The 26,814-nt window shown below is 67.4% G+C and carries 28 protein-coding genes; 17 read left to right on the top strand and 11 right to left on the bottom strand.

Features of this window, described 5'->3' with window-relative positions:
• Nucleotides 1-8: 8 nt before the first annotated feature.
• A complete protein-coding gene (rlmN, locus tag AU187_RS11735; RefSeq protein WP_059166707.1) occupies nucleotides 9-1,142 on the top strand; it encodes a dual-specificity RNA methyltransferase RlmN in 1,134 nt (377 codons plus the stop codon).
• Nucleotides 1,143-1,221: 79 nt separating this feature from the next.
• On the opposite strand, the gene AU187_RS11730 is transcribed toward rlmN, so the two are convergent.
• The 4 genes from AU187_RS11730 to AU187_RS11715 are packed head-to-tail and all read right to left on the bottom strand — an operon-like array spanning nucleotide 1,222 to nucleotide 4,873.
• Nucleotides 1,222-1,653 (bottom strand): nuclear transport factor 2 family protein, encoded by a 432-nt coding sequence (locus AU187_RS11730; RefSeq protein WP_059166706.1) that lies wholly within the window; start codon nucleotides 1,651-1,653, stop codon nucleotides 1,222-1,224.
• Nucleotides 1,650-3,146 carry an aldehyde dehydrogenase family protein gene (locus AU187_RS11725; RefSeq protein ID WP_059166705.1) on the bottom strand — a complete coding sequence of 499 codons (1,497 nt, stop codon included), beginning with the start codon at nucleotides 3,144-3,146 and terminating at the stop codon, nucleotides 1,650-1,652. The genes AU187_RS11730 and AU187_RS11725 overlap by 4 nt, the downstream gene beginning before the upstream one ends.
• A gap of 56 nt (nucleotides 3,147-3,202) precedes the next feature.
• Nucleotides 3,203-3,748 (bottom strand): TetR/AcrR family transcriptional regulator, encoded by a 546-nt coding sequence (locus AU187_RS11720; protein ID WP_059099693.1) that lies wholly within the window; start codon nucleotides 3,746-3,748, stop codon nucleotides 3,203-3,205.
• A 21-nt stretch (nucleotides 3,749-3,769) separates the two neighbouring features.
• Nucleotides 3,770-4,873 (bottom strand): phosphotransferase, encoded by a 1,104-nt coding sequence (locus AU187_RS11715; protein WP_059100112.1) that lies wholly within the window; start codon nucleotides 4,871-4,873, stop codon nucleotides 3,770-3,772.
• 44 nt (nucleotides 4,874-4,917) lie between these two features.
• Here AU187_RS11715 and AU187_RS11710 point away from each other — a divergent pair, with 44 nt between their 5' ends.
• Genes AU187_RS11710 through AU187_RS11700 form a run of 3 tightly spaced genes read left to right on the top strand, consistent with a single transcriptional unit; the run spans nucleotide 4,918 to nucleotide 8,305 of the window.
• Complete coding sequence (locus tag AU187_RS11710) at nucleotides 4,918-6,090, top strand: CaiB/BaiF CoA transferase family protein (RefSeq protein ID WP_059166778.1); 1,173 nt, start codon at nucleotides 4,918-4,920, stop codon at nucleotides 6,088-6,090.
• Between the two features lie 29 nt (nucleotides 6,091-6,119).
• Entirely contained in the window at nucleotides 6,120-7,253 is a 1,134-nt protein-coding gene (locus AU187_RS11705; protein ID WP_059166704.1) for an Rv3169 family protein, read from the top strand.
• On the top strand, nucleotides 7,250-8,305 hold the full coding sequence (locus AU187_RS11700) for a phosphotransferase family protein (protein WP_059166703.1): 1,056 nt from the start codon (nucleotides 7,250-7,252) through the stop codon (nucleotides 8,303-8,305). Before AU187_RS11705 ends, AU187_RS11700 begins: the two co-directional genes overlap by 4 nt.
• A gap of 13 nt (nucleotides 8,306-8,318) precedes the next feature.
• Here AU187_RS11700 and AU187_RS11695 read toward each other — a convergent pair whose 3' ends face one another.
• Complete coding sequence (locus AU187_RS11695) at nucleotides 8,319-9,365, bottom strand: phosphotransferase family protein (RefSeq protein WP_059099697.1); 1,047 nt, start codon at nucleotides 9,363-9,365, stop codon at nucleotides 8,319-8,321.
• Nucleotides 9,362-9,910 carry a TetR/AcrR family transcriptional regulator gene (locus AU187_RS11690; RefSeq protein WP_059166702.1) on the bottom strand — a complete coding sequence of 183 codons (549 nt, stop codon included), beginning with the start codon at nucleotides 9,908-9,910 and terminating at the stop codon, nucleotides 9,362-9,364. Before AU187_RS11690 ends, AU187_RS11695 begins: the two co-directional genes overlap by 4 nt.
• Before the next feature lie 38 nt (nucleotides 9,911-9,948).
• Here AU187_RS11690 and AU187_RS11685 point away from each other — a divergent pair, with 38 nt between their 5' ends.
• Genes AU187_RS11685 through AU187_RS11675 form a run of 3 tightly spaced genes read left to right on the top strand, consistent with a single transcriptional unit; the run spans nucleotide 9,949 to nucleotide 12,214 of the window.
• A complete protein-coding gene (locus AU187_RS11685) occupies nucleotides 9,949-11,190 on the top strand; it encodes a cytochrome P450 (RefSeq protein ID WP_156442344.1) in 1,242 nt (413 codons plus the stop codon).
• A gap of 10 nt (nucleotides 11,191-11,200) precedes the next feature.
• The gene (locus tag AU187_RS11680; protein ID WP_059166700.1) at nucleotides 11,201-11,392 is read left to right on the top strand and encodes a ferredoxin; all 192 of its coding nucleotides are present in this window, start codon (nucleotides 11,201-11,203) and stop codon (nucleotides 11,390-11,392) included.
• 39 nt (nucleotides 11,393-11,431) lie between these two features.
• Entirely contained in the window at nucleotides 11,432-12,214 is a 783-nt protein-coding gene (locus tag AU187_RS11675; protein WP_059166699.1) for a MarP family serine protease, read from the top strand.
• Here AU187_RS11675 and AU187_RS11670 read toward each other — a convergent pair whose 3' ends face one another.
• Together AU187_RS11670 and AU187_RS11665 are read right to left on the bottom strand one after the other, a co-directional pair.
• Nucleotides 12,215-13,057 carry a thioesterase family protein gene (locus AU187_RS11670; RefSeq protein WP_059166698.1) on the bottom strand — a complete coding sequence of 281 codons (843 nt, stop codon included), beginning with the start codon at nucleotides 13,055-13,057 and terminating at the stop codon, nucleotides 12,215-12,217. It lies immediately after the preceding gene.
• The gene (locus AU187_RS11665; protein WP_059166697.1) at nucleotides 13,054-13,872 is read right to left on the bottom strand and encodes an SMP-30/gluconolactonase/LRE family protein; all 819 of its coding nucleotides are present in this window, start codon (nucleotides 13,870-13,872) and stop codon (nucleotides 13,054-13,056) included. Before AU187_RS11665 ends, AU187_RS11670 begins: the two co-directional genes overlap by 4 nt.
• Before the next feature lie 81 nt (nucleotides 13,873-13,953).
• Here AU187_RS11665 and AU187_RS11660 point away from each other — a divergent pair, with 81 nt between their 5' ends.
• From AU187_RS11660 to AU187_RS11630, 7 genes are read left to right on the top strand one after another with little or no spacing between them, the layout of a single operon-like run.
• A complete protein-coding gene (locus AU187_RS11660; RefSeq protein WP_059166777.1) occupies nucleotides 13,954-14,691 on the top strand; it encodes a hypothetical protein in 738 nt (245 codons plus the stop codon).
• The gene (locus AU187_RS11655; RefSeq protein ID WP_059099705.1) at nucleotides 14,688-15,926 is read left to right on the top strand and encodes a cytochrome P450; all 1,239 of its coding nucleotides are present in this window, start codon (nucleotides 14,688-14,690) and stop codon (nucleotides 15,924-15,926) included. The genes AU187_RS11660 and AU187_RS11655 overlap by 4 nt, the downstream gene beginning before the upstream one ends.
• A gap of 1 nt (nucleotide 15,927) precedes the next feature.
• Complete coding sequence (locus AU187_RS11650) at nucleotides 15,928-16,896, top strand: zinc-binding dehydrogenase (protein ID WP_059099706.1); 969 nt, start codon at nucleotides 15,928-15,930, stop codon at nucleotides 16,894-16,896.
• Nucleotides 16,893-17,639 carry an HpcH/HpaI aldolase family protein gene (locus AU187_RS11645; protein WP_059099707.1) on the top strand — a complete coding sequence of 249 codons (747 nt, stop codon included), beginning with the start codon at nucleotides 16,893-16,895 and terminating at the stop codon, nucleotides 17,637-17,639. The genes AU187_RS11650 and AU187_RS11645 overlap by 4 nt, the downstream gene beginning before the upstream one ends.
• Entirely contained in the window at nucleotides 17,636-18,364 is a 729-nt protein-coding gene (locus AU187_RS11640; protein WP_059099708.1) for an SDR family NAD(P)-dependent oxidoreductase, read from the top strand. The genes AU187_RS11645 and AU187_RS11640 overlap by 4 nt, the downstream gene beginning before the upstream one ends.
• Nucleotides 18,346-19,863 (top strand): flavin-containing monooxygenase, encoded by a 1,518-nt coding sequence (locus tag AU187_RS11635; protein ID WP_059166696.1) that lies wholly within the window; start codon nucleotides 18,346-18,348, stop codon nucleotides 19,861-19,863. Before AU187_RS11640 ends, AU187_RS11635 begins: the two co-directional genes overlap by 19 nt.
• Nucleotides 19,864-19,866: 3 nt before the next feature.
• Nucleotides 19,867-20,781 carry an alpha/beta hydrolase gene (locus AU187_RS11630; RefSeq protein WP_059099710.1) on the top strand — a complete coding sequence of 305 codons (915 nt, stop codon included), beginning with the start codon at nucleotides 19,867-19,869 and terminating at the stop codon, nucleotides 20,779-20,781.
• A gap of 2 nt (nucleotides 20,782-20,783) precedes the next feature.
• On the opposite strand, the gene AU187_RS11625 is transcribed toward AU187_RS11630, so the two are convergent.
• The gene (locus AU187_RS11625; protein ID WP_059099711.1) at nucleotides 20,784-21,251 is read right to left on the bottom strand and encodes an SRPBCC family protein; all 468 of its coding nucleotides are present in this window, start codon (nucleotides 21,249-21,251) and stop codon (nucleotides 20,784-20,786) included.
• 68 nt (nucleotides 21,252-21,319) lie between these two features.
• Between AU187_RS11625 and AU187_RS11620 the strand changes: the two genes are divergently transcribed.
• On the top strand, nucleotides 21,320-22,483 hold the full coding sequence (locus AU187_RS11620) for an acyl-CoA dehydrogenase family protein (RefSeq protein ID WP_059166695.1): 1,164 nt from the start codon (nucleotides 21,320-21,322) through the stop codon (nucleotides 22,481-22,483).
• Here the strand turns inward: AU187_RS11620 and AU187_RS11615 are convergent.
• Nucleotides 22,480-23,427 carry an LLM class flavin-dependent oxidoreductase gene (locus AU187_RS11615; RefSeq protein ID WP_286131904.1) on the bottom strand — a complete coding sequence of 316 codons (948 nt, stop codon included), beginning with the start codon at nucleotides 23,425-23,427 and terminating at the stop codon, nucleotides 22,480-22,482. The two genes, AU187_RS11620 and AU187_RS11615, sit on opposite strands and share 4 nt — an antisense overlap.
• A 102-nt stretch (nucleotides 23,428-23,529) precedes the next feature.
• Between AU187_RS11615 and AU187_RS11610 the strand changes: the two genes are divergently transcribed.
• The gene (locus AU187_RS11610; RefSeq protein ID WP_059099713.1) at nucleotides 23,530-24,450 is read left to right on the top strand and encodes an LLM class F420-dependent oxidoreductase; all 921 of its coding nucleotides are present in this window, start codon (nucleotides 23,530-23,532) and stop codon (nucleotides 24,448-24,450) included.
• A 59-nt stretch (nucleotides 24,451-24,509) separates the two neighbouring features.
• Here the strand turns inward: AU187_RS11610 and AU187_RS11605 are convergent, their stop codons facing one another.
• The gene (locus tag AU187_RS11605; RefSeq protein WP_059099714.1) at nucleotides 24,510-25,208 is read right to left on the bottom strand and encodes a DUF427 domain-containing protein; all 699 of its coding nucleotides are present in this window, start codon (nucleotides 25,206-25,208) and stop codon (nucleotides 24,510-24,512) included.
• Between the two features lie 104 nt (nucleotides 25,209-25,312).
• Between AU187_RS11605 and AU187_RS11600 the strand changes: the two genes are divergently transcribed.
• Nucleotides 25,313-26,740, top strand: coding sequence for a WS/DGAT/MGAT family O-acyltransferase (locus tag AU187_RS11600; RefSeq protein ID WP_059099715.1), 1,428 nt, complete (start codon nucleotides 25,313-25,315; stop codon nucleotides 26,738-26,740).
• Nucleotides 26,741-26,814: the final 74 nt, after the last annotated feature.

Genomic DNA, 26,814 nt, shown 5'->3' with positions numbered 1-26,814 from the left:
AGGACCCGATGGCTGACTCTCCTGCGGCCCTGCCGCTCGTGTTCGATCCGCCGCGGCGCGCCATGCCGCCGCGGCATTTCGCGGACCTCGACGAGGCTGGCCGCGCCGCCGCCGTCGGCGAACTGGGGCTGCCGGCGTTTCGCGGTAAGCAGTTGGCCAACCAGTACTACAGCAGGCTGATCGCCGACCCGCACCAGATGACGGACCTGCCGGCCGCCGTGCGCGATCAGGTCGCAGAGACGCTGTTCCCGACTCTGCTCGACGCGCTGCGCGAGATCGAGACCGATGCGGGCGAGACGCGCAAGATGTTGTGGCGCGCGGTGGACGGCACCACGTTCGAGTCGGTGCTGATGCGTTACCCGCAGCGCAACACCGTCTGCATCTCCTCGCAGGCGGGATGCGGCATGGCCTGCCCGTTCTGCGCGACGGGCCAGGGCGGACTCAAGCGCAACCTGTCGACCGCCGAAATCCTCGAGCAGGTACGCGCCGCCGCGGTCGAGTTGCGCGACCGCGATGGTGACGGGATCGCTCCCGCGGCCCGCGGCGGGCGGCTGTCCAACATCGTGTTCATGGGCATGGGGGAGCCGCTGGCCAACTACAACCGGGTGCTGGCCGCGGTGCGACGGATAATCGCGCCGGCCCCGAACGGCTTCGGCATCTCGGCCCGCTCGGTCACCGTGTCGACGGTCGGGCTGGCACCGGCGATCCGCAAGCTCGCCGACGAACGGCTCGGCGTCACGCTGGCGTTGTCGCTGCACGCCCCCGACGACGAACTGCGCGACACGCTGGTCCCGGTGAACAACCGCTGGAAGGTGTCCGAGGCGCTCGACGCCGCGCGGTACTACGCCGACGTGACGGGCCGGCGAGTGTCCATCGAGTATGCGCTGATTCGCGATGTCAACGATCAGCCTTGGCGCGCAGACCTTTTGGGCAAGCGGCTGCATGGCGCGCTCGGCCCGCTGGCGCACGTCAACGTCATTCCGCTCAATCCGACGCCCGGCAGTGAGTGGGACGCCAGTCCCAAACCCGCCGAACGCGAATTCGTTCGGCGCGTCCGCGAGCGGGGTGTGTCGTGCACGGTGCGCGACACCCGCGGCCGTGAGATCGCCGCCGCCTGCGGGCAATTGGCGGCGCAGAGCTGACCCTTCAGTCTCGTCGCCTCGAGACCGACGCTTTGGCGGATTTTGCGCGCGCTTTTCCGCCAAAACGTCGGTCTGGGCGCTACTGAGTGGGTCCGTTGACGAACCAGACGTTCTCTTCGACCAGCCGCCGGCTGCGCCATCCGTCCGGGGTGCGGACGAGGTCATGGTGGTAGTAGCCGCCGCAGCTACTCATCTCCGGCAGGCCCGGCAGCTGCATCGGGTTGTGGAACATCGCCCTGACTTTGGCCGTGTCGCCGTCGGGGCCGCTGGAGATTTCGGCTTCGATGTTGGTGATGTAGTGCATGCTCCACGGAATCACACCGAAATTCGCGGCGAACCAGTCGACGACCTCGTCGCGGCCACCCGTGACGGCGCCCGCCGATGAGTAGTCGATCACCGCGTCGTCGGTGAACACCGAGCGGTACAACTCCCAGTCCTTGGTGTCGACGGCGCGAGCGTAGCGGTATAGCAGCGCGGCGATCTCGGCTTCGTCACTCGGGGCCTGATTCACGGTTCAACCGTGTCCGGCATGCCGATGGTCTTGGCTTCCAGGTATTCCTTGTAACCCTCTTCGCCGTTGCGGTATCCCAGACCGCTCTGCTTGGTGCCACCGAACGGGCTGTTGATGCCGAAGTGGCTCTTGCCGTTGATCGTGACGTTGCCGGTGCGCATCCGGCAGGCCACCGCGAACGCGCGGTCCACGTCGGCGCTGCTCACTTCGCCGGACAGGCCGTAGATCGTGTTGTTGGCGATCGCGACCGCCTCGTCGTCGGAGTCATACGGGGTGACCGTGAGCACGGGACCGAAGATCTCCTCCTGCGCCACCTGTGAATTGGGGTCGACGTCGGCCAGCAGCGTCGGCTGGGTGTAGTAGCCGGTGGGCAGGTTCTCCGGGATGCCTCCGCCGGTGACCAACCGCGCACCGGAGTCGATGCCGCTCTTGACCAAACCCAACACCTTCTGGCGCTGGGTCTCGCTGATCTGCGGGCCCTGCATGTTGCCCGGCGTCCACGGGTCGCCGACCGGGAAGCCCTCCATCATCGTCTTGAGGACCTCGATACCTTCGTCATAGCGGCTGCGCGGCAACAGAATCCGGCTCGGCAGGATGCAGGACTGTCCCGACATCACGCAGGCCATCATCGCCGCCATCGGCAACGCCGAATTGAAGTCGGCATCGTCGAGCACGATGTGCGCGGACTTGCCGCCCAACTCCAGCAGCGTCTTCTTCACCGTCGGCGCACCCGCGGCCAGGATCGCCCGCCCGGTCGCCGTCGACCCGGTGAACGTGATCATGTCGACGCGCGGATCGGCCGACAGCGCGGCCCCGACCTCGTTGGCATTGGACACCACGACGTTGAACACGCCGGCGGGGATGTCGGTTTCCTCGGCCACGATGCGTCCGTACTCGCTGCCCGACCACGGGGTCAGCTGCGCGGGCTTGAGCACCACCGTATTGCCGGCCATCAACGCCGGCACCGTCTCGGCGACGTTGAGATAGAACGGCACATTCCACGGCGTGATCGCGCCGACCACACCGACGGGCTCGTAGTGGATCTTGCGCCGAGCCGGACCCAGCGGGGTGTCGTGCACACCGTTGTCGACCAGATAGTCGAACGCGCGTCCATGCTCGGCCCAGTGCTTGACCTCTTCGATCGGGCTCTCGATCTGGCTGCCGGTCACCGAGACCGGGCAGCCGACCTCGGTGATCAGGACCCGGCGTAACCGTTCCTTGTTCCGCTCGAGGGCTTCGTGCAGCTGGGTCAGGCAGTGGTAGCGGAACTCCAGATCGCGCGACCAGTCGGTTTCGTCGAACGCGCGCCGCGCCGCGCCGACCGCGCGCGCCATGTCCTCGACCGTGCCGTCGGTGGCCCGGCCCGCAACCTCCTCGCTGGCCGGATGGATCACCTCGAACGTCGCTCCGCCGGCGGTGGTCTGCAACTCGCCGTCGATCAACATCCGCTCGTCGCCCGCCAACACACCGCTGTCAGTCTGTACCTGGGTCATGCGGACAGCTTTACAAATTTTCGCGCGAGTGTCAGCCCATCGGCGGAGTCGAGCGATCAGCCCTGCGGCTTGAGCCCGGCTGCGTGGCGCAACTGCGCGAGGAACTGGTCATCGTCGTCACTGCGCACGATGTAGTGCGAGATCGCGACGCGAATCGCGGTCGCTGCCTTGACCGCTCCGTTCGGACCGCTCAGCAGTTTCTGCAACCGCGCGCGCATCACGGGGATGACCTTCGTCAGTTGGGCGATGACGACCTCGGGTTCGATGTCGACCAACCGCACGCCCGAATACGAGTGCTGGTAGTCAACGATGAACCGCAGTGCGGCGTCCAGCTTCTCGGTGCCCCGGAGACCGGCCGTCGCCTTGCTGATGCCGTTGTCGAACAAGTCGCGCTCGTAGACACCGAACGCGTCGAGCAATTCACCCTTTGACGCGAACCAGCGGTAGAGCGTGGGCCGGGACACCCCCGCCTGCAAGGCGACCTCCGAGAGGCTGAGCTTGGTCTGTCCGCTGCGGGCCAGCACCTCCGCTGTCGCGACGAGGATCCGGTGCCGCGTCGAGGTGTCCTCGATTCCGGAGGTGTCGCGCAGCGGTTCGTTCACGTGCCGATCGTAGATCCTTCTTTACATCGACTTCTGGAGTACGGCCACCGTGTCGAGATCTTCCAGCGCTGCCACTGCGCGGCGCAGACCTTCGAGCGCGATGCCCTCGGCCTGCATTCCGCCCATCCCCGCGGTGATCAGCGCGGCGACATAGGCGTAGAGCGCGCCCTGCCGGTAGCGATGCCATAGCTCGTCGCGATTCAGCTCGGGACCGCCCGAGGCGGCCAGCGCTCGACGGTAGACGTCGAGCAGGTCGCGTTGGTGCACCTGGCGATCGCCCGGCGTCATGCTGGTGACCAGGGTGTAGGCCAGTTCCCGGCCGGGATGGCCGCGCCGCGCCGCCTGCCAGTCGAACAGCCCGGCCGCGCCGCTTCGGAAGTAGACGTTGCCCGGATGTGCGTCGCCGTGCATGACGGTGTGGGGCGGCTCGTCGATGAGACGGGCCACCGCGCGGTAGTTGTCGTCGATGAAGCGACCGGCGTCGACCGCGATGTCGGACCGCTCGGCGATGCGGCGCGCGGACGTCTTCAGCAGCGGCGCGGTGAGCAACGACGCGGTGTCGCCTGACGCGGTGTACAGCCAGGCGGGGACGCGTTCCCAGAACGTCGCGTGCAGCCTCGCGAGGAGTTCGACGATTTTCGCTGCCCGGTCGGCGCCGATCGGATGAAGGGTGTCAGGGAACTCGCATTCGTCGGCGGGTAGGTCTTCCAGCACGAGCACGTAGCGGCCGGTCATCGAATCGAACGCCGAGCCGTGGCAGATCGGAACTCCGGTCAGCCGCGGGGACAACTCGCGGTAGAAGCGTGTCTCGGTCGCCCCCAGTCGACCCATCTCGCCCATCAGCCGGGTGGCGACCGTCTCGGCCGCCATCTTGACGAACACCGTCGGCGGGACGTCGTCACCGGCAAGGGCGAGCCGGGCGCGCGACGACGTGCCGGCGTCACCGCCCAGCACCGACACCGACGTGACGCGACGCCGGATGATCCGCGACATGGCGGGCTCGTCGAGTTCGGACACGGAGCGCGGAAGTGATCGCCGACGACCGATGGCGGCGTCGGTGGCGATACGTTGTATCCCGCGGCCCAGATGTGCTGCCAGGCCGACGGCCGGCGGGGCGTGCGTCACCACGTCAGTTTACAAATTGCCGCTCTAATGTAAAGAAGGTGTCGATGGCGGGTCCACTGGAGGGCGTGCGGGTCGTCGATCTCGGCGTGTGGGTGGCGGGACCCGCCGCCGGCGGCATACTCGCCGACTGGGGCGCCGACGTCGTCAAGATCGAGCCCCCGGCGGGCGATCCCGGCCGGATGTTCGGCCGGATGCTGGGCGTCGACGGCGAATCGAACCCGCCGTTCGAGATGGACAACCGCGGCAAGCGCAGCATCGTCCTCGACCTGACCTCGGCCGCCGGTACCGCGACCGTTCGCCAATTGCTCACCGGCGCAGATGTTTTCCTCACCAATGTCCGACCCGCGGCGCTCAAGCGCATCGGCCTCGACTTCGCGGCGGTGACAGCGGCAAATCCGCGACTGGTCTACGGACTGATCACCGGGTACGGCGAGAGCGGGCCCGATGCCGACCGGGCGGCCTACGACGTCGCGGCATTCTGGGCGCGGTCGGGGCTGGCGCATCTGCTCACCCGTCCCGGTGATACGCCGCCGTTCCAACGCGGGGGAATGGGCGACCACATGGCGGGCATGACACTCGCCGCAGCGGTGTGTGCGGCGCTGGTCGCCCGGGCCCGCACCGGCGCCGGGCAGTTGGTCAGCACGTCGCTGTATCGCCAGGGGGCCTACACCGTCAGCTTCGATTTGAACACGTTCCTGCTCACCGGAAACGCCATCGCGATCGGTCAGCGCGAAACTATGGGCAACCCGTGCATGAACAACTACGCGGCCGCAGACGGGCGCCGGTTCTGGATCGTGGGTCTGCAGGCCGGCCGCCACTGGCCGCCGCTGTGCCGCGCTGTCGGGCGGCCCGAGTGGCTGACCGATCCGCGCTTCGACACCCCGCAGGCGCGCGCCGCCAACGCCGTCGAACTGATCGCCGCACTCGACGAGATATTCGCAACCAGGCCGCTAGACGAGTGGGCCGAAACCTTCGCCGCCGAACCGGATTTCTTCTGGTCACCGATCAACACACTCGAAGATGTGGTCGGCGACGAGCAGTTCCACGCCGCCGGCGGAGTGGTGTACGTGCCTGATGGCGACGGCAGTACACCGATGGTCGCCACCCCAGCCGACTTCCACGGCACCCCATGGGAGGCGCGGTCGGCCGCACCGCGGCTCGGGGAGCACACCGACGAGATCATGACCGAACTGGGCGATCGGCCAACCTTTACATAATCGTCAGAAAATGTCACGCTCTGCTGACTATGGGATACAGCGCCGCCGACGAGTCGTTCACCCACCAGCTGCCCAGGCCGTTCGACGAAGTGCACCATCCCGACGCCACCTGGTCGGATCGGTGCTACTTCTTCGCCGCGTCGCCCGACGGTGATCTTCTCCTGGCGTCCGGTTACGGGAACAACCCCAACACGGGGACGGGTCTGGGCTATGTGAAGGTGACGCTCGCCGATGGGCGGCACTACGACCTGCTGGCGGGCCGCCCCGTCGTGGACGGTGCAGACCGCGCCGACGTGGGCGCCGGGCCCTTGCGGTGGACATGCGTTGAGCCGCTGAAGAAGTGGAAGCTCGAAGTCGCATCCAACGGGTCCGGGATCGCGTGGGAGCTGTACTACGAACCCACCGCCCCGATGTGGGAACTGTTGCCGCTCAAGGTGACCGGCGAGAACGGGCGCGTCATCGCGGACATGTACCACATGAAGGAGCCCGGCAAATGGACGGGCTGGGTGGAGATCGAGGGTGAGCGCATCTCCGTCGACGGATTCCACGGCGGTCGCGATCGCACGTTCGGTGTGCGCGTCGCCGACGAGATCGACTTCTGGCTTTGGCTCGACGCGGGTTTCGACGACCGCGCCATCGAGGCGTGGATCTTCGAAACTTCCGACGGCACAGTCACCTACGTCGACGGCGGCATCACGCACAACGACGGCACACTGTCCAAGCGTTTCGTCAAGATCGAGCACGACGTCGAATTCGACGCCGACCGCAAGCGCCCTGCCCGGGCCGTGCTGGTCTTCACCGACGAGGACGGCGCCCGGTACCGCGTCACCGCCGAGTCCGTGCACCAGCACGTGAACGCCTACTACGGGCTGCCGATGGCGGAATGCAACTACGAGGATCTCGGCGGCGGCGCGTACTTCATTCACTTCCTGTGGGACAGCAACGATCGCGACGAGCTGGTCGAAAACGAGGACAAGGCCATGGCGATCGACCAGCTGATGCGATTCGACTTCGACGGCCGAGTCGGTTGGGGCGTCTTCGAAATTCTCATGGGCGGTGAGGCCTACCGCCGCTACCCCAACTGGCGCCCGATGGACATGGCGAAGTTCAAACAGGACAGGAAAGTGGTCGACCGGCCGCCCGCGCAGGAGGCGCAGGCATGACGTCCGGCAGTGCCGTGCGCGACCGGCTCGCCGAGTGGTTGCGTGCTCAACTCGCCGATACCGACGGGCTGCGGGTCGAGGGGTTCGATCGGATCGAATTCGGCCACTCGGCGGAAATGATGATGCTGACGATCGTCACCGGAACCGGTGCCGGGGAGATCCGGCGTGACGTCGTGGTGCGCCTGCGGCCCCGGCCGCCTGCACTGCTCGAACCGTACGACCTGGCCAAGCAGTTCACCGTGTTGAGCGCTCTGGAAGGGTCGGCGGTGCGCGTGCCGCGGGCACTGTGGCTCGAAGACAGCGGGGACGTGCTCGGCCGCCCCTTCTTCGTCATGGAGCGGGTGGCGGGAACCGTCTACGAGATGGAGGCGCCCGAGCCGGCCCAGGGCGGGGTGCGGGGCATGTGCGAGAGCTTGGCCGACCAACTCGCCGCGATCCACACCGTCGACATCGCTGCCCTCGGGTTGGCGGCGCTGGACGACGGTGCCGGTCATCTCGACCGCGAGATCGACCACTGGGCCGGTGAGATGGAGCGCGTGAAGCGCGGGCCGTTGCCGGCCCTCGAGCGGTTGTTGACGGAGTTGAAAGACTCGCGGCCACAGCCGTCTTCGAGCGTGGCGCTGGTTCATGGCGACGCCAAGCCGGGCAATTTCGCCTTCGTCGGCGACGAGGTGAGCGCGGTGTTCGACTGGGAGCTGAGCACCGTCGGCGACCCGCTGACCGACATCGGCTACCTGGAACTGTTGTGGCGGATGCCCGTCGGAATCCCCACCCATCCAGCGGCCCTCACGATCGACGAGATCATCGCCCGCTATGAGACCTCCAGCGGCATAGCGGTCCGGCACCGCGAGTGGTATCGCGCGCTCAATGCGTTCAAGCTCGCGGTGATCAACCTCGTCGGCGCCCATTTATTCGACACGGGCGCCACCGACGACCAGCGCTTCTTGCTCAACGCCTACGGCATACCGCTTTTCACGCAGATGGGTTTGACCGACCTCGACGTGTCCGAGCAATTGGACGACGGGCCGGTGATGCCGGTGAGAATCGCCTGAAAGCGAAATCCGGTCAGTTCAATCTGCTTTCGAGCAGGCCGACGGCATCCAGATCCTCGATCGCCTGCGTGGTCGTCACCATCGCTGCGCGGGACACCTCGATCGGTTGCCAGCGCGACCCCATGGCCGCCGTTGATGCGGCAGCAATCCAGGAGTACACCGAGAACAACCGGTACTGCTCGTGAGCGGTGCCCTCGTCGAGTGCGACTCCATGCCGGGCCAGGCCCGCCCGATACCGATCCAGCAATGCGCGCTCCTCGGCGCGCCTGATCTCGACCGGCAGCGAATTGCACAGGAAGTACGCGACGTCGCGGACGCCTGGCGCGCGGCCGGCGACCGCCCAGTCATACAGGCCGGATCGGCCTGCGTCGACGAAGAGATTGCCGCTGTGGGTGTCGCCGTGAATCAGCGTGCGTTCGCCTTCGTTGAACAGCTCGACGATGTCGGGGGAGCGCTGGGCGTACAGCTCCCCGATGCGCTGAAACGCCGGCGGCATCTCCTGCGCGAACTGCTCGATTGCCGACAAGATGAACTGGGCCCGTTGGGCGGCCACCGCGGCATCCTCGGGCTTGTTCCGCATCCCCGACGGGGTGCGCAGCCAGCCGAGGTCACGCGACCGGAAATGAGCATGCAATGCGGCGAGTTCATCGACGAGCGAGGCCGCGACGTCGATGATGTCGCTGTCGGCCGGGGTGGGGAAACGGCATCCCGACGCTTGTAGATCTTCGAGGACCATCACGAACGAACCGTCGGAATCGTCGTGGCCGGCGTGCCAGACGCGCGGCGCACGCACCGGGAGTTCGTTGCCGACCTCGGCATACAACCGTGCCTCTGCGACCCCCAGACCTATTCGGCGGAGGAACGCGCGTTGTTCATCGACGAACGGCTGCAGCTTGACGAAAAGCGTGTCCGGCACGTCGCCGCGACTCGTCAGCTTGACGCGGGCTCGGCCGGTGGTGCCAGAGTGGGCATCGAGGACGTGAACCCCGTCGACCGGGGCGTGCAATATCTCGCTGAACCAGTCGGGTGTGAGTTCCTCGACGCCGGCTGGAATCCTCATCGTTCGCTTCCCGGCGCGTGATGCTTGACCCGCGCGGCATGGCGGAGCTGGGCGAGGAAGTCGGCGTCGTCGTCACTGCGCACCAGATAGTGCGACACCGCGACGCGCACCGCGGTCGACACGGCGAGTGCGGCGTCGGGTCCGGTGGCGAGCCGTTCCAGGCGCTGCCGCATCAGCGGGATGACGCGGGCGAGTCGCCTGATGACCTGTTCGGGTTCGATGTCGATCATGCGCAACCCCGGATAGGACTGCTGATACTCGACGATCACCCGCAGCGCTGCGTCGAGTCGTTCGCCCGCCGGCAGGTGCGCGGTCGCCTCGGCCACCGCGCGTTCGTAGTACTGGCGTTCCCACACCACGAACGCGTCGAGGAGGTCACGTTTGCAGGCGAACCAGCGGTAGAGGGTGGGTCGGGAAACCTTCGCCTGCACCGCAACTTCGGACAGGCTGAGCTTCGTCATGCCGTGGCGGCCGAGCACCTCCGCGGTCGCGGCGAGAATGCGTTCCCGCGTCGAAGAGTCCGCATCGGCTACCGGCACCGCCATAGCTTTACAAATTTTTGACGAAGTGTCACGCTGATTCGGTGACATCAGCCCGTGAACACAGTGCCGTCGACATCACGTCGGAAGAGTTTTGGAGCCGGCCGTTCGCCGTTCGCGACGAGACGTTCGCGCGGTTGCGTGCTGCCGACGGGTTGACCTGGCACCCGCCGTTGCCGTCGATGTTCCCGATGGAGGAGCCCGGGTTCTGGGCATTGACGCGGCGCGCCGACATCGTCTACGTCAGCCAACATCCCGAACTGTTCACCTCCGCTCAGGGGGTGGCGCTGAACCCGATGCCCGCCGAGATCCAGCGATTCGCCTCGTTCTTCTTGACCATGGACCCGCCGCAGCACACCGTGTACCGGCGGCTGATCAGTTCGGCGTTCACCCCCCGCAACATCCGCCTGATCGAGGAGCAGATCCAAAAGAATGCGGTCGCCATCGTCGAAAACCTCGTCGGTGCAGGCGAAGTCGAGTTCGTGTCGGCGTGTTCGGCGAAGCTGCCGATGCTGACGATCATGGACATGCTCGGCGTGCCCAGCGCCGACCAGCCCGCGGTCGCCTATGCCGCAGAGAAGCTGTTCGGGATGAGCGACGACGAGTACGCCACCGAGGACGAACGCCTGGCCGACCCCGTCGCGCAGATCGCGCTGCTGTCGAACACCGGCGTAGAACTGGCGCAGTTCCGGCGCACCCACCCCGGCGACGACCTGATGACCAGCATCGTCAACGCCGAGGTCGACGGTCACCGGCTGACCGACGAAGAGATCGGCGCCTTCCTGATCCTGCTCGCGTCGGCGGGTAACGACACCACCAAGCAGGCGACGACGCACGCCATGATGGCGCTCGTCGAACACCCCGAACAGCGCGACTGGTTGATGGCCGACTTCGACGGTCGCATCGGTACGGCGATCGAGGAATTCGTCCGCTGGTCGTCGCCGGTGCTGCAGTTCGCACGCTTTGTCACCGAGGACACCGAGATCAACGGCCACCCGGTCGCGGCCGGCGACAAGGTCGGCCTGTTCTACTGCTCGGCGAACCGGGACGAGGCCGTGTTCGACGCTCCCGGCGCATTCGACCTCACCCGTTCACCCAACCCGCACCTGGGGTTCGGCGGCGGCGGGCCGCACTACTGCCTGGGCAGCCAGCTGGCCAAAGCGGAACTGCGAAACCTCTTCCACGAGTTGTTGACTCGGCTGAAAACCATCGAGTTCTCCGAGCCCGACCTGCTGTACAGCAGCTTCGTGCACGGCGTCAAACGGCTGCCCGCCGTCGTTCGTTAGGGGACTGAGCATGCGCGTCGCGGTCGACCTCGACAAGTGCACCGGACACGGAATCTGCGAATCGATCGCCGAGGAGGTGTTCGAGGTGGGTGACGACGGTTTCGTGGTCATCCACGAGCCGGAGCGGCCGGAGTCCGACCGCGACCGCATGCAGCAGGCCGTGACGCAGTGCCCCGTCGCGGCATTGCGACTGGTCGACTGAGCACGCCTGCCGCGATGCCGGGCGGCTATCGTTTCCGCCATGACGCCGAGAAGACTCGCGGTCTGCCTGCTCGCGATCGCCCTGTCGATCGGCGTGCCTGGCTGCGGCAGGTTCACTGAATCCCTGGACGTCGCCGTCGACGCCGAACCGACCGGCCCCGTCGCGATCGCCTCGGTCGCCGCACCCGACGCCGCGCTGGTCGACAACGCGGTCGTCGCCGAGGCTGCGCGCAGCGTCGTCAGGATCCAAACCATCGCGCCGTCGTGTCAGAAGACGCTGGCGGGCAGCGGAGTCGTCATCGCGCCCAACAAGGTGATGTCGGCTGCACACGCCGTCGCCGGCGGGGGCACGGTCAGCGTCTGGGTCGGCGATCGGGAACAGCCCGCCACCGTCGTGGTTTTCGACCCCTACATGGACATCGCGGTGCTCGACGTGCCCGACCTGCAGGCGCCGCCGCTGGCATTCGCCGACACACCGGCCATCACCGGCACCGACGCCGTGGTGCTCGGATACCCGGGTGGCGGGCCGTTCACCGCCACGCCCGCACGGATCCGCGAGGTCATCGACCTTCAGGGGCCCGACATCTACCGCACCACGACGTTGAAGCGTGAGGTGTACGTCATCAGGGGCGCGATCCGGCAGGGCGAGTCCGGGGGACCGCTTCTCGGGCTCGACCGGCGCGTGCTCGGCATCAGTTTCGGGGCGGCGGTCGACGAGCCCCACACCGGGTTCGTGCTCACCGCCAAGCAGATCTTCGCGCTGATGCTCGAGGGTGTCGCCGCAAGTCAGCCCGTCGAGACAGGCGCCTGCGTCGTCGCCTGATCACCGGCCCGGCTTGCTGTTTCCCACCCCAACTCCGCCCGCGGACCGCACCAACACCGACTGCTGGATCGCACCGACAGCACCGCGTTCGTCGAACAGAGTGCCGAGCGTGGTGCCGATACCGTCTGGCCCGTAACTGGTTTCGGCACGGATGCCGATCCACTCACCGTCGGGGATCCGGTGTACGTGCACGGCGAGGTCGGTGTTCATGAACGTCCACTTGCGAATGTCGAGTTTGGTGCCGATGCCGTTGGCGTCGTCGGCGACCGCGAACAGCCGCTCCAGCGGCGTCATGGTCTCACCGTTGACCAGGTCGACCTCGGGCCGGATCCACGACTCGCCGGGGCCGTCGTCCAGCGGCCTGGTCAGCCACCGCCAATCCAGGCTGTGGACGTAGTTGCGGTCCCAGTCCTTCTTCATGTCACGGCTTTTCGCGTCCGCGAGCGGGCGCAGCGGCGGCGCCGGCGCGTGCTGTACCGCGCGGGTGTCGATGGTCTTCAACCGCCACCCGCTGGCCCTGGCGACGGGTCGGGGCTCGCCGTCGGGGCGTTGAGCCAGCAGTTCGGCACTGACCAGTTCGATCTGCTTGCCGGCCCGCTCGATTCGGGAGCGCACCCAGAGGTCTCCTTCGGCGGGAACACCGCCGAGCAGGTCGATCAGCACCCGGCTCAACCGGGTGTCCTCGCGGGTCTCGCAGCGCTCGAGCGCCCGCACCAGAAGCGCGGACACCGGCGCACCGTGCTGGATCGCGGCCGACCAGGTGCTGCGTACGAGATCGGTTGCGCGGAACTTCTCACCGAGCGGATCGGCGTCGTCGACGAGTTCGTAATAGGCGTCGGTCACGGCATGCCCGCTCCCGGGACGTCGACGGTCGTGGCGTCGACGCGGGACAGCTTGGTGCCGATCAGCCGCTGCGGATATGCGTCGGTGCTGGACACCAGGAACAACGTGCGGCGTTCGGGACCGCCGAGTGCGCAGGCGATCGCGATGCGCGCGCCGATGTCGATGCGGTCGGTGACGGTGCCGCCCTCGGTGATCCGCGCGAACCGATGAGCCAGCGTCATCGCCGTCCACACGCCGCCGTCGGCGTCGAGGCAGATGCCGTCCGGCGGCCCGTCGAGCGCGTCGGCGAACGTCCGGCGACCGGTCAGCGATCCGTCCGCGCCGATGGAGTACGCGGTCAGCCGCCTGCCGGTCGACTCCGCGACGATCAGCGTCGCGCCGTCCGGCGTGATCACCATGCCGTTGGGGAAGTCCAGGTCGGCGGCCACGACGGTGGACGAGCCGTCGGGGTCGAGCCGCGCGATCACCCCACCTTCGCGGGCCTGTGACCCTACGTAGGCGCGACCGCTGTCGTCGACGACCATGTCGCCGAGGCCGGCCGGCACCGTGTCGGACAGATCGGCGACGGCTGCGACGTTCTCGCCGTCGTAACGGAGCACTTGGCGCTTTTCGGTGGAGGAGATCAGCAGCGAACCGTCGGGGCGAAAGCCCAGGCCGGCGGGGGCATGGCCGGGCAGCGGCAGCGTCGCCATGTCGCCGTGCAGGTCGACGGTGTGCACCGCTTCACCGAGCATGTCGGAGAACCAGAGCAGACCTTCGAACCACCGTGGCCCCTCGCCGAAGCAGAGTCCGTTCGCCAGCGGTGTCAACGTCATCCGCTCGCCGCCCCCACACCTTTACAAAACACGCGACAAGTGTCACGCTCGCAGGGTGCCACTGTCAAATGGGTGCAGCTCGTGAAGAAGTTCTATGGTCACACGCTGCTCTACTTGCATGAGACCATCGCGCTCGGCTCTGGCCTGGCCGCTCAATTCACCGGCGATGAGCGCTCGCGCGAAGAGCAGTTCACTGAGGCGTTCAGCGACCTCTACCACCCGATGATGGCCGAACTCGGCGCGCGGCTGTTCGCGATCTGGGAGACGACGCCGTACAACGGGCATTGGCCGCAGGTCACGATCGTCTGGGAGGTCGACAAGTTCGCCGACTACGCGCGTATCGGAAAGGCGCGGGCCCGGGGCGGCTCGCATGAGGCGGCGGCAGCGAAATGGTCGACGTTCCTCGCCGAGATCGGCGCGTCGGGCGAGGGCCGCATCATGTACGCGGGCAAGTACAACCGGACGCTGGCGCAGCTACGCGAGGCGAACTTCGGTGCCGGCCTGGTGATCCAGGAGATCATGCAGACCAAGCCCGGCCGGCAGGACGACTACATCCGGGAACTGGAACGCCTCTACGTCCCGTGGTCCGAGCGCACCGGAAAGCGTTGGCTCGGTTCGTTCATCACCACGTTCCGCTTCAACGAGGTCATCCACTATTGGGCGCTGGACGGCGACTGGGACTGTTTCGCGAACCACTACCCGTCATGGAAAGACAGTCCGCCCGCCGAGATCGTCACCTGGATGAGCGTCGCACCCGCGTTGCGTGACGGCTGGGAAGATTCCATCCTGCAGGCCCTACCCCCCTCGCCGCTGCAATGAGGAGCCCAGTGCTGCAAGGCTTCTCCTACGACCCGTTCGACCCGGCGGTGATGGCCGACCCGCTGCCGTACTACCGGACGCTGCGTGATCAATATCCGGTGTACTACCTCGACAAGTGGGACACCTACGCCCTGTCGCGGTTCGACGACATCTGGCGGGTGTTGGAGGTCAACGACGGCACCTTCGTGGCGTCGGAGGGAACATTGCCCGCCGCAACGGTTCTGGCGAAGCGCAACGACGGGCCTGTCCCCGACCCGCCGCTGCACCCGATGCCGTTTCACGCGAATTTCGACGCGCCGATCTACGACACCGTGCGCCGCTGCACCTCGCCCCCGCTGCGGCCGAGGTCGGTCGCCAAGCTGGCCGATCGCATCCGGACGCTGGCCAACGAACGCCTGGACGAGCTTCTGCCGCGCGGAAATTTCGACCTGACCCAGGACTACGGCGGGCTCGTCGCCGCGTCCGTGGTGTGCGAACTGCTCGGCCTGCCCGTCGATCTCGCGGCCGATGTGTTGGCCACCGTCAACGCCGGCAGCCTGGCACAGCCGGGAAGTGGCGTGGAGGTGGCCAACGCCCGGCCGGGCTATCTCGAGTATCTCGTTCCGATCATCCAGCGCAGCCGCGCCGCCGCCGGACAGAACCCGATCGCGGACAACCTGATCGACCACCGCCTGCCGGACGGATCGGCGTTCAGCGACATCGAGGCCGCCACCCAGATGCTCGGAATCTTCATCGGCGGAACCGAAACCGTGCCGAAGATCGTCGCCCACGGCCTGTGGGAACTGGGGCGGCGACCCGACCAACTGTCCGCCGTGCGCGCCGACCCGGACGCGAACGTGCCCGTGGCGCGTGAGGAGATGATCCGCTACTGCGCACCGGCACAGTGGTTTGCGCGCACCGCCCGCAAGCCGTTCACGGTCCACGACACCACGATTCGACCCGGTCAGCGGGTCATCACGCTGCTCGCGTCGGCCAACCGCGATGAACGCGAGTATCCCGATCCGGACGCCTTCATCTGGAACCGGCCCATCGAGCGGTTGCTGGCTTTCGGTCGCGGGCAACACTTCTGCCTCGGTGTGCACCTTGCCCGGCTGGAGATCGGCATCCTGGTCAGCGAATGGCTCGACCGCGTCACCGAATGGCGCATCGACGACGCGGCCGCCTCGCGGCCACCGTCGAGTTTCCAGTGGGGCTGGAACAGTGTTCCCGTCGAGGTCCAGGTGGAGGGCGTGTGAGATGTGGTCGTATCGACTGGTTGCGCCGTACACGTTGGAAAAAGCCGATATTGCGGAGCCGACACCCGAGTCGCTGGGCGACCGGCAGGTGCTGCTGCGCTTCGAGGCCGCCGGAGTCTGTGGCAGCGACCTATCGCCGTTTCGCGGGGTCCGCGGCAAGATCCCCGGCGATCAGGGGTTGAACGCGGCCGAGATGCCCGGCTTTCCGATCCATGAGGTCGTCGGTGAGGTGGTCGCCAGCCGGCACCGCAGCCACGGCGTGGGCACCCGGGTCGTCGGCTGGGCGTCGGGCTTCGACGGCTTGATGCAGTTCGTCGTCGCCGACGGTGACGGCCTCGCACCCTACGATCACAATCTGACCCCGCAACATGCAGTCGCGCTGCAGCCGCTGGCGTGCGTGCTCTACGCGATCGAACAGTTGCCGAAGCTCAAGGGGCTGCACGTCGCAGTCATCGGCCAGGGGTCGATCGGCCTGCTGTTCTCTTACGCAGCAAAAGCTTTCGGCGCGCGCCGGGTGACCGGGGTCGATCCGGTCGACCGTGATGCGGTGGCCAAGGAGTTCGGTGTCGACACGATTGTGCGCGCCACCAGCGACCGCTGGGTGAGCCACCTGGAGCCCGGAGACCGGCCCGATGTGGTGATCGAAGCGGTCGGCCATCAGGTCGCCACCCTGGGCCACGCGATCGAAGCCGCTGCCCCGGGAGGGACGGTCTTCTATTTCGGAGTGCCCGACGACGACAGCTACCCGATCAACATGCGCACCATGCTGCGCAACAACCTGACACTCAAATCGGGCGTGACACTCGACCGGCGACGCATGCTGACCGCGGCCGACGAGTTCGCCCGACGCCATCGGGACCTGTTGCCCGCCTACGTGACTCACACATTCGGTGTCGACGACGCCCAGGCCGCCTTCGAACTCGCGTGCCGGCCGGCGCCCGACCGCGTCAAGATCGCGATCGTCGAATGACCACGAGCAAGCTGCAGGACGCTTTCGCGGCCAAACAGCGGGCGTGGGGCGGATGGGTCGTCGGCCCGACCATCATCGGCCCCCAGGAGTTTGCCGCCGCAGGGTACGACTACGTCGGGTTCGACATCCAGCACGGCTACCTCGACGACGCCGATGTCGCGCTGCTGCTGCGCCGAATGGAACACGTGCCGATCGCGACGGCGGTGCGGGTTCCGTCGACCGATCCGGCCCCGATCGGCCGGGTGCTCGACGCGGGGGCCGACGCCGTGATCGTGGCGATGGTCGATTCGGCCGAGCAGGCCGCCGAGGCGGTCGCCGCGACACGATATGGCCCTGCGGGCGTGCGCAGTTACGGACCGCTGCGGGCGGACCTCGGCCGTGAGCCCGCCGAACACGAAGCGCGGGTGGACGTTTTCGTGATGATCGAGAGTGCGCAGGCGCTGGCGACGGTCGACGAAATCTGCGCCGTACCGGGCCTGGCCGGCGTCTACGTCGGACCGTCCGATCTGGCGCTGTCGCTCGGACACCGGCCAGCGGAAGCCTGGACCGCTCCGGCGGTGCAGGACGCGATCGCACGAATTGCGGACAGCGCCACGGCGGCCGGCCTGATCGCGGGTATCCATGCCGGAGCCGGAAAGCCGGCGAAGATGGCCGCCGAGTGGGGCTTTCGGATGCTGACGCTCGCGTCGGAGTCACAGGCGTTGCGCCACGGCGCGGCCGAGATCCTGCGGGAGGCGCGATGACGCCGGCGGGCCGCGTGGCCCTGGTGACAGGCGCCGCACGGGGACAGGGTGCGGCGATCGTGCGACGGCTGCGCGAGGACGGGGTTCGCGTCGGCGCCTGTGACGTGCGGATGGACGAGTTGCAGGCGAACGTCGAAGAACTCGGCGACGACGGCGTCATCGCCGTCCCGCTCGATGTGACGTCGCCGGAGCAGTGGGCGACGGCGGTGCAAACCGTCGTCGCCCGCTTTGGCGCCCTGACCACGCTGATCAACAACGCCGGCGTGCTGCACCGCGCGGCGCTCGAGAAGGAAACTCCCGAGGGCTTCGAGGGCAGCTGGCGATTCAACTGCCTCGGCCCGTTCCTGGGAATTCAAGCGGCACTTCCACATTTGCGGCGAGCCGAGGGTGCCGCGATCGTCAACACGGTGAGCACCGGCGCCATCCGCCCCTTCCCAAACCATGCCGCCTACGGCTCATCGAAGTGGGCGCTGCGGGGGCTCACCCAGATCGTCGCGGCCGAACTCGCCCCTTCTGGGATTCGCGTCAACGCGGTGTTCCCCGGCCCGATCGAGACGCCGATGCTCGATAAAACGACTCAGGGCAGGCTGGCCGCCACGCTCGGCCGCCTCGGCAAGCCGGTCGAGGTGGCCAACGTCGTCTCCTTCCTCGTTTCCGACCACGCGTCGTTCATCACCGGCGCCGAACTGGTCGTGGACGGAGGGCAATGCCTGCGACTCGGATGACGCGCGGGATGACGATCGGCATCATCGGCGCCGGGCCGGGCGGGCTCGCGCTGGGAATCTTCCTACGTAAGGCCGGGTTTCGTGATTTCACGATCTTCGACAGGGAGGACGGCGTCGGCGGTACCTGGCGGATCAACACGTATCCCGGTCTGGCCTGCGATGTGAAGTCGCATCTGTATTCCTACTCTTTCGACCTCAACGCGGAGTGGTCGCGGTTGTGGTCCGGGCAACGCGAGATTCTCGAGTACTTCGAGCGTTGCGCGCAGCGCTACCGGCTCGGGCCCAACCTGAAGCTGAACACCGAGATCACCTCGGCCCACTGGATCGACGACGCCTGGCAGCTGACCACCGCCACGGGCGAGCGGTACAAGTTAGACGTGGTCGTCTCGGCGATCGGCCTGTTCACCCGTCCCGTGATGCCCGACCTGATCGAGGAGGAACCGTTCGCCGGCACTGTGATGCACACGGCGCGCTGGGACCACTCCGTCGACCTCACGGGCAAGCGGGTGGCGGTACTGGGCACGGGTTCGACAGCGGCCCAACTCGTTCCGGAGGTCGCCAAGGTGGCCGAGAAGGTGTATTCGGTGCAACGTTCACCGACCTGGATCCTGCCCAAACCCGACCGCCCGTACACCGATCGGGAGAAGTGGGTGTTCCGCAACATCCCGTTGGCGAAGAAGATCTACCGGACGCGGCTGTGGCTGCGCAGCGAGTCGAACATCTCGGTCATCGAGCACGGCAGCGACAAGACCCAGGAGTTCAAGGGCATCGCGCTCAAGGCGCTGGAGGCCACGGTGGCCGATGAGGAGCTGCGGCGCAAGCTCACCCCGGACCACCCGTTCGGATGCAAGAGGCTGGTCTTCGCGAACGACTACCTGCAGTCGCTCAACCGACCCCACGTCGAGGTGATCGCCAGCGCGGCACGGACTTTGCGCGCCAACACACTGGTGACCGGGGACGGCACCGAACTCGACGTCGACGCGGTGCTCTGCGCGACGGGGTATGCGGCCGCCGACTACCTCGGCCAGATCGAGGTCGTCGGCGAGAACGGAACGACACTGCGCGAGACCTGGAGCGACGGGGCGTACGCGTACCTCGGGATGGCGGTGCCCGGGTTCCCGAACTTCTTTATGCTGTACGGCCCCAACACGAACGTCGGCTCCAACAGCGTCATCTTCATGCTGGAGGCGCAGGCCCACTACATCGTGCGCGCACTGAAATACCTACGGCGCAAGGGCAAGTCGTATGTGGCGGTTCGGCCGCGCGCAATGGCGGCCTACCTCGCCGACATCGACCGCGCGATGGCGGGCACGGTGTGGCTGACCAGGTGCAGCAACTACTTTCGCGCGGCCAACGGTCGCGTCGTCACCCAGTGGCCGCGCAGCGCACGCGCGTTCTGGGCGATGACACGGCGTTTCAAGAGCTCCGATTACACATTCGACCCGCCCGAGCGGTCCAGCGTCGGCCAGCCCGAAACCCAGACGGCGGCGAGACGCTGAGCCGTGACCATCGCCGATCGGCTCGACCCCGCGCTACGTCACCTCGCCGATGCGCGCACCGATCTGTCGCCCGGGCTTCTCGGTGTCGTCCGCGACTCGCTGAACCAGCGCCGGGCCGAAACGGTCAAGGCGGTCAACGACATCGGCGTCGAGATCGAGAATCGGGTCGCTCAGTCGGTGCCGGTGCGGATCTACCGCGGCGCGCCTGCGCCTGCGCCTGCGGTGATCTATTGCCATGCAGGCGCATTCGTGTTGGGCAATCTCGATACCGACCATCTGCAATGTGTCGAGTTCGCCAGGCGTGGCGGTTGCACGGTGATCTCGGTCGACTACCGGCTTGCGCCCGAGCACCCGTATCCCGCTGCGCTCGACGACGCGCTGACCGTGCTGAACTGGGCGATGGAGTGCGCGACGGAACTCGGAATCGATGCCGCCAGGCTGGCGGTCGCGGGAAGCAGCGCAGGCGCCGCGCTGGCCACGGGCCTCGCGCAGCGCTCGGCAGCGGCAGCGGCACCGCCGGTGGTGTTTCAGCTGCTGCATCAACCCGTGCTCGACGACCGGCCCACCGACTCCAAGAAGGAGTTCGACACGACGCCCGGTTTCGACGGGCCGGCGGCCGAAATGATGTGGCGGCACTATCTGGGGAACACGGCCGCGTGCGCCGCGGCGGTGCCGGGCCGGGCTGCCGAGTTGTCCGGCGTGGCAGGCGCGTTCGTCAGCTGTTCGGACCTCGACCCGCTGCGCGACGAAGCGGTGGACTATGCGCTGCGGCTGATGCGCGCCGGGGTCGCGACCGAACTGCACGTGTTCCCCGGCACGTGTCACGGGTTCGACTCGCTGCTGCCGGAGTGGGAGACCAGCGTGCGGCTGTTCGAGCTGCAGGGGGCGGCGTTGCGGCGCGCGCTGCACCGGATGTGAGCTCAGCCGAGTTCGCGGGCGATCGCGGCGTGATAGGCGTCGATGTGCGCGGGGTTGACCGTCCGGAAGAACCCGTCGGGCAGCGGCGCGTGCCGGTACGCCTCGATCGTCATCGTCCGGGTGAACAGTGTGACGTCGGCACCCGGTCGGGTGAAGTGGTATTGCACGGTGATGCGGCCCTCCATGCCGCCGTCGCCGTCGCGACCGTGTCCGAGCCGGCCGACCGAGTTGAACACCCACATGGTCGGCCGCATCGCGATGGCGAGGTGCCAGGTGAAGATGCGGTCACCGTCGGGACCCGTCTCGGTCCAGGTATCACCGACCTTGAGCGGCAAGGCGTCCGGAAGCCCGCCGATGTTGACGCTGCTGGGATAGGTCTTTGGCCAGTTCGCCGGGTTGGTGACGAAGTCGTAGACGGTCTCGGGCGCGTGCGGGAACGCGGTTTCCGAGCTTGTGGTGACGACGCCCAAGGTGCTGCCTTCCGTTCGGATCTCGGCCCAGACTTTACAACTAACCGCAATAGTGTCACGGTGTCCAGGTGGACTTCTCTCGCGTACAGCTGAGCGAGGACGACCGGGCGTTCCGCGACGAGCTCGGCAGTTTCCTGCGTTCGGTCGTGACCGACGAGGTCATCCGACGGGATCGCGAGACGGGCGAGAACTTCGACGAGGGCGTGCATCTCGCACTCGGAGCGGCGGGCTATCTCGCCGCCGACTTCAAGGACGAGGCCGAGGGCGGTTTCAGTGTGGTGCGCCGCCGCATCTGGGAACTGGAGATCGGCCGCGCCCACACCCCATGGTTCCACTGGGGCACGACGGCGATGGTCGCGCGCTGCGTGCAGCAGTTCGGCTCGCCGCAGCTGCAACGGGAGGTGCTGCCGAAAGTGCTGTCGGGCCATTACCGGCTGTGCCTCGGCTACACCGAACCCGAGGGCGGTTCGGACGTCGCGACCTGTAAGACCCGCGCCGTGCGCGACGCCTCGGGAGACGCGTGGGTCATCAACGGCTCCAAGATGTTCACGTCGAACGCGCAGAACGCGCAGTACGTCTTCCTGATCACCAACACCGATCCCGATGCGCCCAAGCACCAGAGCCTGACCATGTTCCTGGTGCCGCTCGCTTCGCCGGGTGTTGAGATCCAGCCGATCCGCACCGTGGACGGCGATCGCACCAACATCACCTACTACAGCGACGTCCGGGTCGACGACAAGTACCGGATCGGTGACGTCAACGGCGGCTGGTCGGTATTGCGCGAGGCGCTCAACGCCGAGCACGGCACCGTCGAGCGTGACGACGAGGGTCTGCAGAAGTTGGCGGCGATGAGCGAGCATCTGCTGTTGCTGGGCGAGGCGGTCGACCGCGTCGCGGCGGTGGCGGGCGACGAGGACTCCGCCCGGTATCGCCTCGGTCGCGCGGTCGCCCGGACGGAGGCCGCGGCGAGCACGCCGGAGATGTACGGCCGGGTGGCGATCGCGCAGACGATGCGCGACGTGGCCCCGGACCTGATGGACCTGCTCGGCGCGGCCGCGGCCCTGCCTGTCGGTGTCGGGGGCGCCGCCGACGACGGGGGAGCGGAGTACATGTTCCGGCTGGCCGGGCCGACCGGGATCTACGGCGGCACGCTCGAGGTGTTCCGCAACATGATCGCCCAGCAGGCGTTGGGGCTCGGCCGCCCGGCGTATGCGCCGCCGGTGAAACGCTAGAGCCGGGCGATCACCTCGGAAGCCAACAGCTCCAGCGTCTGATCGGAGCCGCGGTCGTGGGTGAACAGCACAATCTGGCCGAAACCCTGTGACTGCAGTTCGTGAATGCGGTCGACGACCGTCGGCGGTGTGCCGACCAGTCCCGCTTCGGTCAGCCCGAACGCCGGTGAGCCGAAACGCTTCTCGGCGAGCCGGCGCACCTCCGGCAGCGACGCGTCGTCGGGTGCCAGCGCCATCACCGCCTCGACCGACAGCATGATGGTCGACGGGTCGCGGCCGATGTCCTCGCAGATGGCCCGCAGCGCCGTCACTTTGGACTGCAGCGTACCGAGCGCATAGGTGGGCACGTTCCACACGTCGGCGTAGCGGGCGACCAGCGGCAGCGTGTACTTCTCGCCGACACCGCCGACCACGATCGGCGGCCTCGGCTGCTGGACCGCGCCCGGTGTCACGGGAAAATCCTTGACCGTGAAGTGCTTGCCGGTGAAGTCGATTCGCTCGTCGGCGAAGGCCTGGGTCAGGATCTCCAGTGTCTCGCCGAGCCGCTCAGAACGCTCGCGGAAGGATCCCCAAGGCAATCCGACCCGGTCGTGCTCGTCCTCGATCGACCCGCTGCCGAGTCCGAGCTGCAGCCGGCCCGCAGAGATCTGGTCGAGCGTGGTGACCATCTTGGCCAGCACCGCCGGATGACGAAACTGGTTGCACAGCACCATATGTCCGATGCGGATGCGCTCGGTGTTGCTGAGCAGCGCCGTCGCCAGCGTCCATGCCTCCAGCGACGGGTAGCCGGGTGCGCCCGGGCCGTACAAATGGTCGTAAAGCCACAGCGAGTCGATGCCGAGTCCCTCGCACCGCCGGGTGCGGTGCAACATCTGCTCGTAGGTGAAGCCCATCTGCGGCAGGTAGACGCCGATCTCGGGCTTCGTGGGTCCGGCGTGAGTCACGTCCGCAGTCCAATCGTCGGCAACGCTGTACTTTCCGCGATTCGCATGGTAACGACATTCTCAGAAATCGAGAAGAATGTTCTAGGACGGGACAATACTCATATGCGGTTCACCTTCACCCACCCGATGCACACTCACCCGTACAACCCGGAGTTGGTCACCGGTAAGGGGATTGCGACGGTCGCGGCGGCCGCAGAGGCCGCGGGTTTCGATGGATTCGGCTTCACCGACCATCCCGCGCCGACGCAGCGCTGGCTCGAGGCCGGCGGACACGACGCCGTGGACCCGTTCGTGGCGATGGGTTATGCCGCCGCGACCACGACCACCCTGCGGCTCATCCCGAACATCGTCGTGCTGCCGTACCGCAACCCGTTCGTCGTCGCCAAGGCCGGCGCCACGTTGGATCTGCTGTCGGAGGGCCGGTTCACGCTCGGCGTCGGCGTGGGCTATCTCAAACGGGAGTTCACCGCGCTGGGAGTCGATTTCGAGGAACGGGCCGCGCTGTTCGAAGAAGCGCTGGAGGTGATCCGCGGAATCTGGACCACCGACGACTTCTCGTATCGGGGGCGGCATTTCACCGCCAGCGGCATCACGGCGCATCCACGACCGGTCAGCGATCCGCATCCGCCGATCTGGATCGGCGGCAACACCGCCGCCGCCCGCAAGCGCGTTGTTGCCTACGGCGACGGTTGGTGTCCGTTCCCGGCGCCCGCGCTGCTGGCACAGACGGCTCGCACCGCGACGATGGACACCGAGACCCTCGCTACCGGAATCGATGATCTCCGTCGCCGGTTCGACGAGGCCGGCCGGGACTGGTCGCGCATCGACATCACCTTCACCAACCCGGAGGGCGGCAGTCCGGGTAGCGACGATTTCAACGCCGACGCATACCTCGCCGGCCTGGAGAAGCTGGCCGCGACAGGTGTGACGTGGGTTCAGGTCGGGCTGCCCGGCGACAGCCTCGCCCATGTGCTGGAGACCATCGAGCGGTTCGGCAAATCGGTGATCAGCGCCGCCGCCTGACGCCGAGCCCCTCGTCGAAACTGCGGCCAGATCGCAGTTTCGTGCGCATCGGCGATCTCTCAGCAGTCTCGGCGCACCAAGGCAGCCCCCGGAAGTTCCGCCAGTACCTCGGCGCGGCCGGCGTCGAAGCTGAGGAAACCCTTCACGGGCAGTGTTTCCGGCGGGGGATCCGGATAACTCCACGCGACGTCGTCGACCACCGCGTCGCCGACGGCCGCCGACCAGTACGTCGCGTATCCCTTGTAGTTGCAGTAGCTGCTCGTCTGCGATGGCCGCAGCAGGGCGGTCCGCACGTGCGATGGATCGACGTAGAGGCGCGGTTGCAGCGACGTCTCGAAGACGATCACCGTCTCGGTCGTGTCGACCAGCTGTTCGCCCGCCACCGTCACGCGTAACCGGCGACTTGTCGGCCGACAGTCGACCCGGTGGTACGGGTTGGGCGGGTAGTGCACCAGCGTGCGGCCCTCTTCCAGCCAGGTGTCGACGGCCTCCCACGGCACCCGGACGAATCCGGGTGCCTCCGGAACGGGTTCACCCGGGAGGTCGCCGACCTCGCCGACCGGAAACGCATAGCTGAGCGGGTGGTCGCGACGGTGCACCATCAGCGCCCGCTCGGTGTCGATGACGAGGCGGCCGTCGAGAAGCGCCTGCACGCGTCGCGGATGGGGCTCGATGAACACCACTTCGGCGGGCAGCGGCGGCGTGAACCAGCCCGCCGGATCTTTGCTCAGCGGGCCGCGGGCGGCGACGAGACTCATGCCGCACAGCTTTACAAATCTCGGCCGCAGCGTCACTTCTTCGCCGAATTTGCGTGGAAATGCGGGCAATTGGGAAACCGGTAGCAGCGAGCGTGAGGGGTGAGATGAAGCGACTCAACGGCGTGGACGCGTTGATGCTGTACAGCGAGACGCCCGAGATCCATATGCACACGCTCAAGATCGGCATCCTCGACGTGTCGGGCGTCGACGGCTACTGCTTCGACATGTTCCGGGAGGTGGCGTATCCGCGGTTGATGGCGCTGTCGGCCCTGCGCTATCAACTCGTCGACATCCCGCTGAAGCTGCACCATCCGATGTGGTGGGAGAACCCCGACATCGACCTCGACTACCACCTCCGGAGGGCGCGCGTACCAGCGCCGGGTGGGCGCCGCGAACTGGACGACCTGATCGGCGAGATCGCCTGCACGCCGTTGGACCGCAGCCGTCCGCTGTGGGAGATGTATGTCGCCGAGGGACTGGCCGACGACCGTGTTGCGATCATCCACAAGGTTCATCACGTGCTCGCCGACGGCGTCGCATCGGCGAACCAGATCGCCAAGGCTTTCGAACCCGGCCAGCCGTCGCCGGTCAGGGCGGTTCCCGACCCCGCGGCGCGGACCACTGCGCAACTGCTCAAAGCCGCCGGCCGCGACCACGCGCACCTCATCCGCCGATTGCCCAGGCTGGTCAACGAGACCGCCGCCGGGGTGTCGCGGGTGCGCAGGCGCGCCAGGGAGCGGGGTCGGCATCCCGATCTGGCCCGCAACTTCGCCCCGCCGCAGACCTTCCTCAACCACGTGGTGTCGCCGGGCCGGCGGTTCGCGACCGCACCGTTGAACCTGGCGGAGGTCAAGCAGACCGGCAGGCAGCTGGGCGTGACGCTCAACGACGTCGTGTTGGCCACCGCCGCCGGCGCGTTGCGCAAGATGCTGCTGCGCTACGACGGGTGCGCCGACGCGCCGTTGATCGCGGGCGTCCCGGTGAGTACCGACCCGTCGCCAGATCGGTTGACCGGCAACGAGTTCACCTACATGATGCCGTCACTGCCGGTGCACATACCCGATCCGCTGGAACGGGTCCGGCTCACGTCGGTCGCGACGAGAATCGCCAAGGAGAGCCATCAGCTGCTGGGGCCGACGGTGTTGCCGGCGTGGATGTCCTACCTGCCGCCGGCGTTGGCCCCCCGATTCTTCCGGATGCAGGCCCGCCGGATGGAATCCGGCGCGGTGATGAATCTGACCATCTCCAACGTGGCGGGCCCCCGCGAACGCGGACACGTCGCCGGCGGCGTCGTCAGCGAGATCTATTCGGTTGGGCCCGTCGTCACCGGCAGCGGAATGAACATCACCGTGTGGAGCTACGTCGACCAGCTCGCCATCTCCGTGCTGACCGACGACCGCACGCTCGACGACCCGCACGAGGCGACCGACGCGTTGCTCGAGGCGTTCGCCGAGATACGGCGCGCCGCCGGCCTCCCCGGCGAGCTGGCCGCCGTGGATTCGGCGCTGCCGCTGGCCGGCGCGGCGCGCTGAGCGGCCTGGGTCCGACCAAACCGAACCTTTACAGATCGACACAATAGTGTCACGCTCTATGCGTGCCGTGACAG

This window comes from Mycobacterium sp. IS-1556 (assembly GCF_001499985.1).
Lineage (GTDB): Bacteria > Actinomycetota > Actinomycetes > Mycobacteriales > Mycobacteriaceae > Mycobacterium.
The sequence above is the reverse complement of the archived record's forward strand: the minus strand, read 5'-3'. Positions and strand labels throughout refer to the sequence as shown.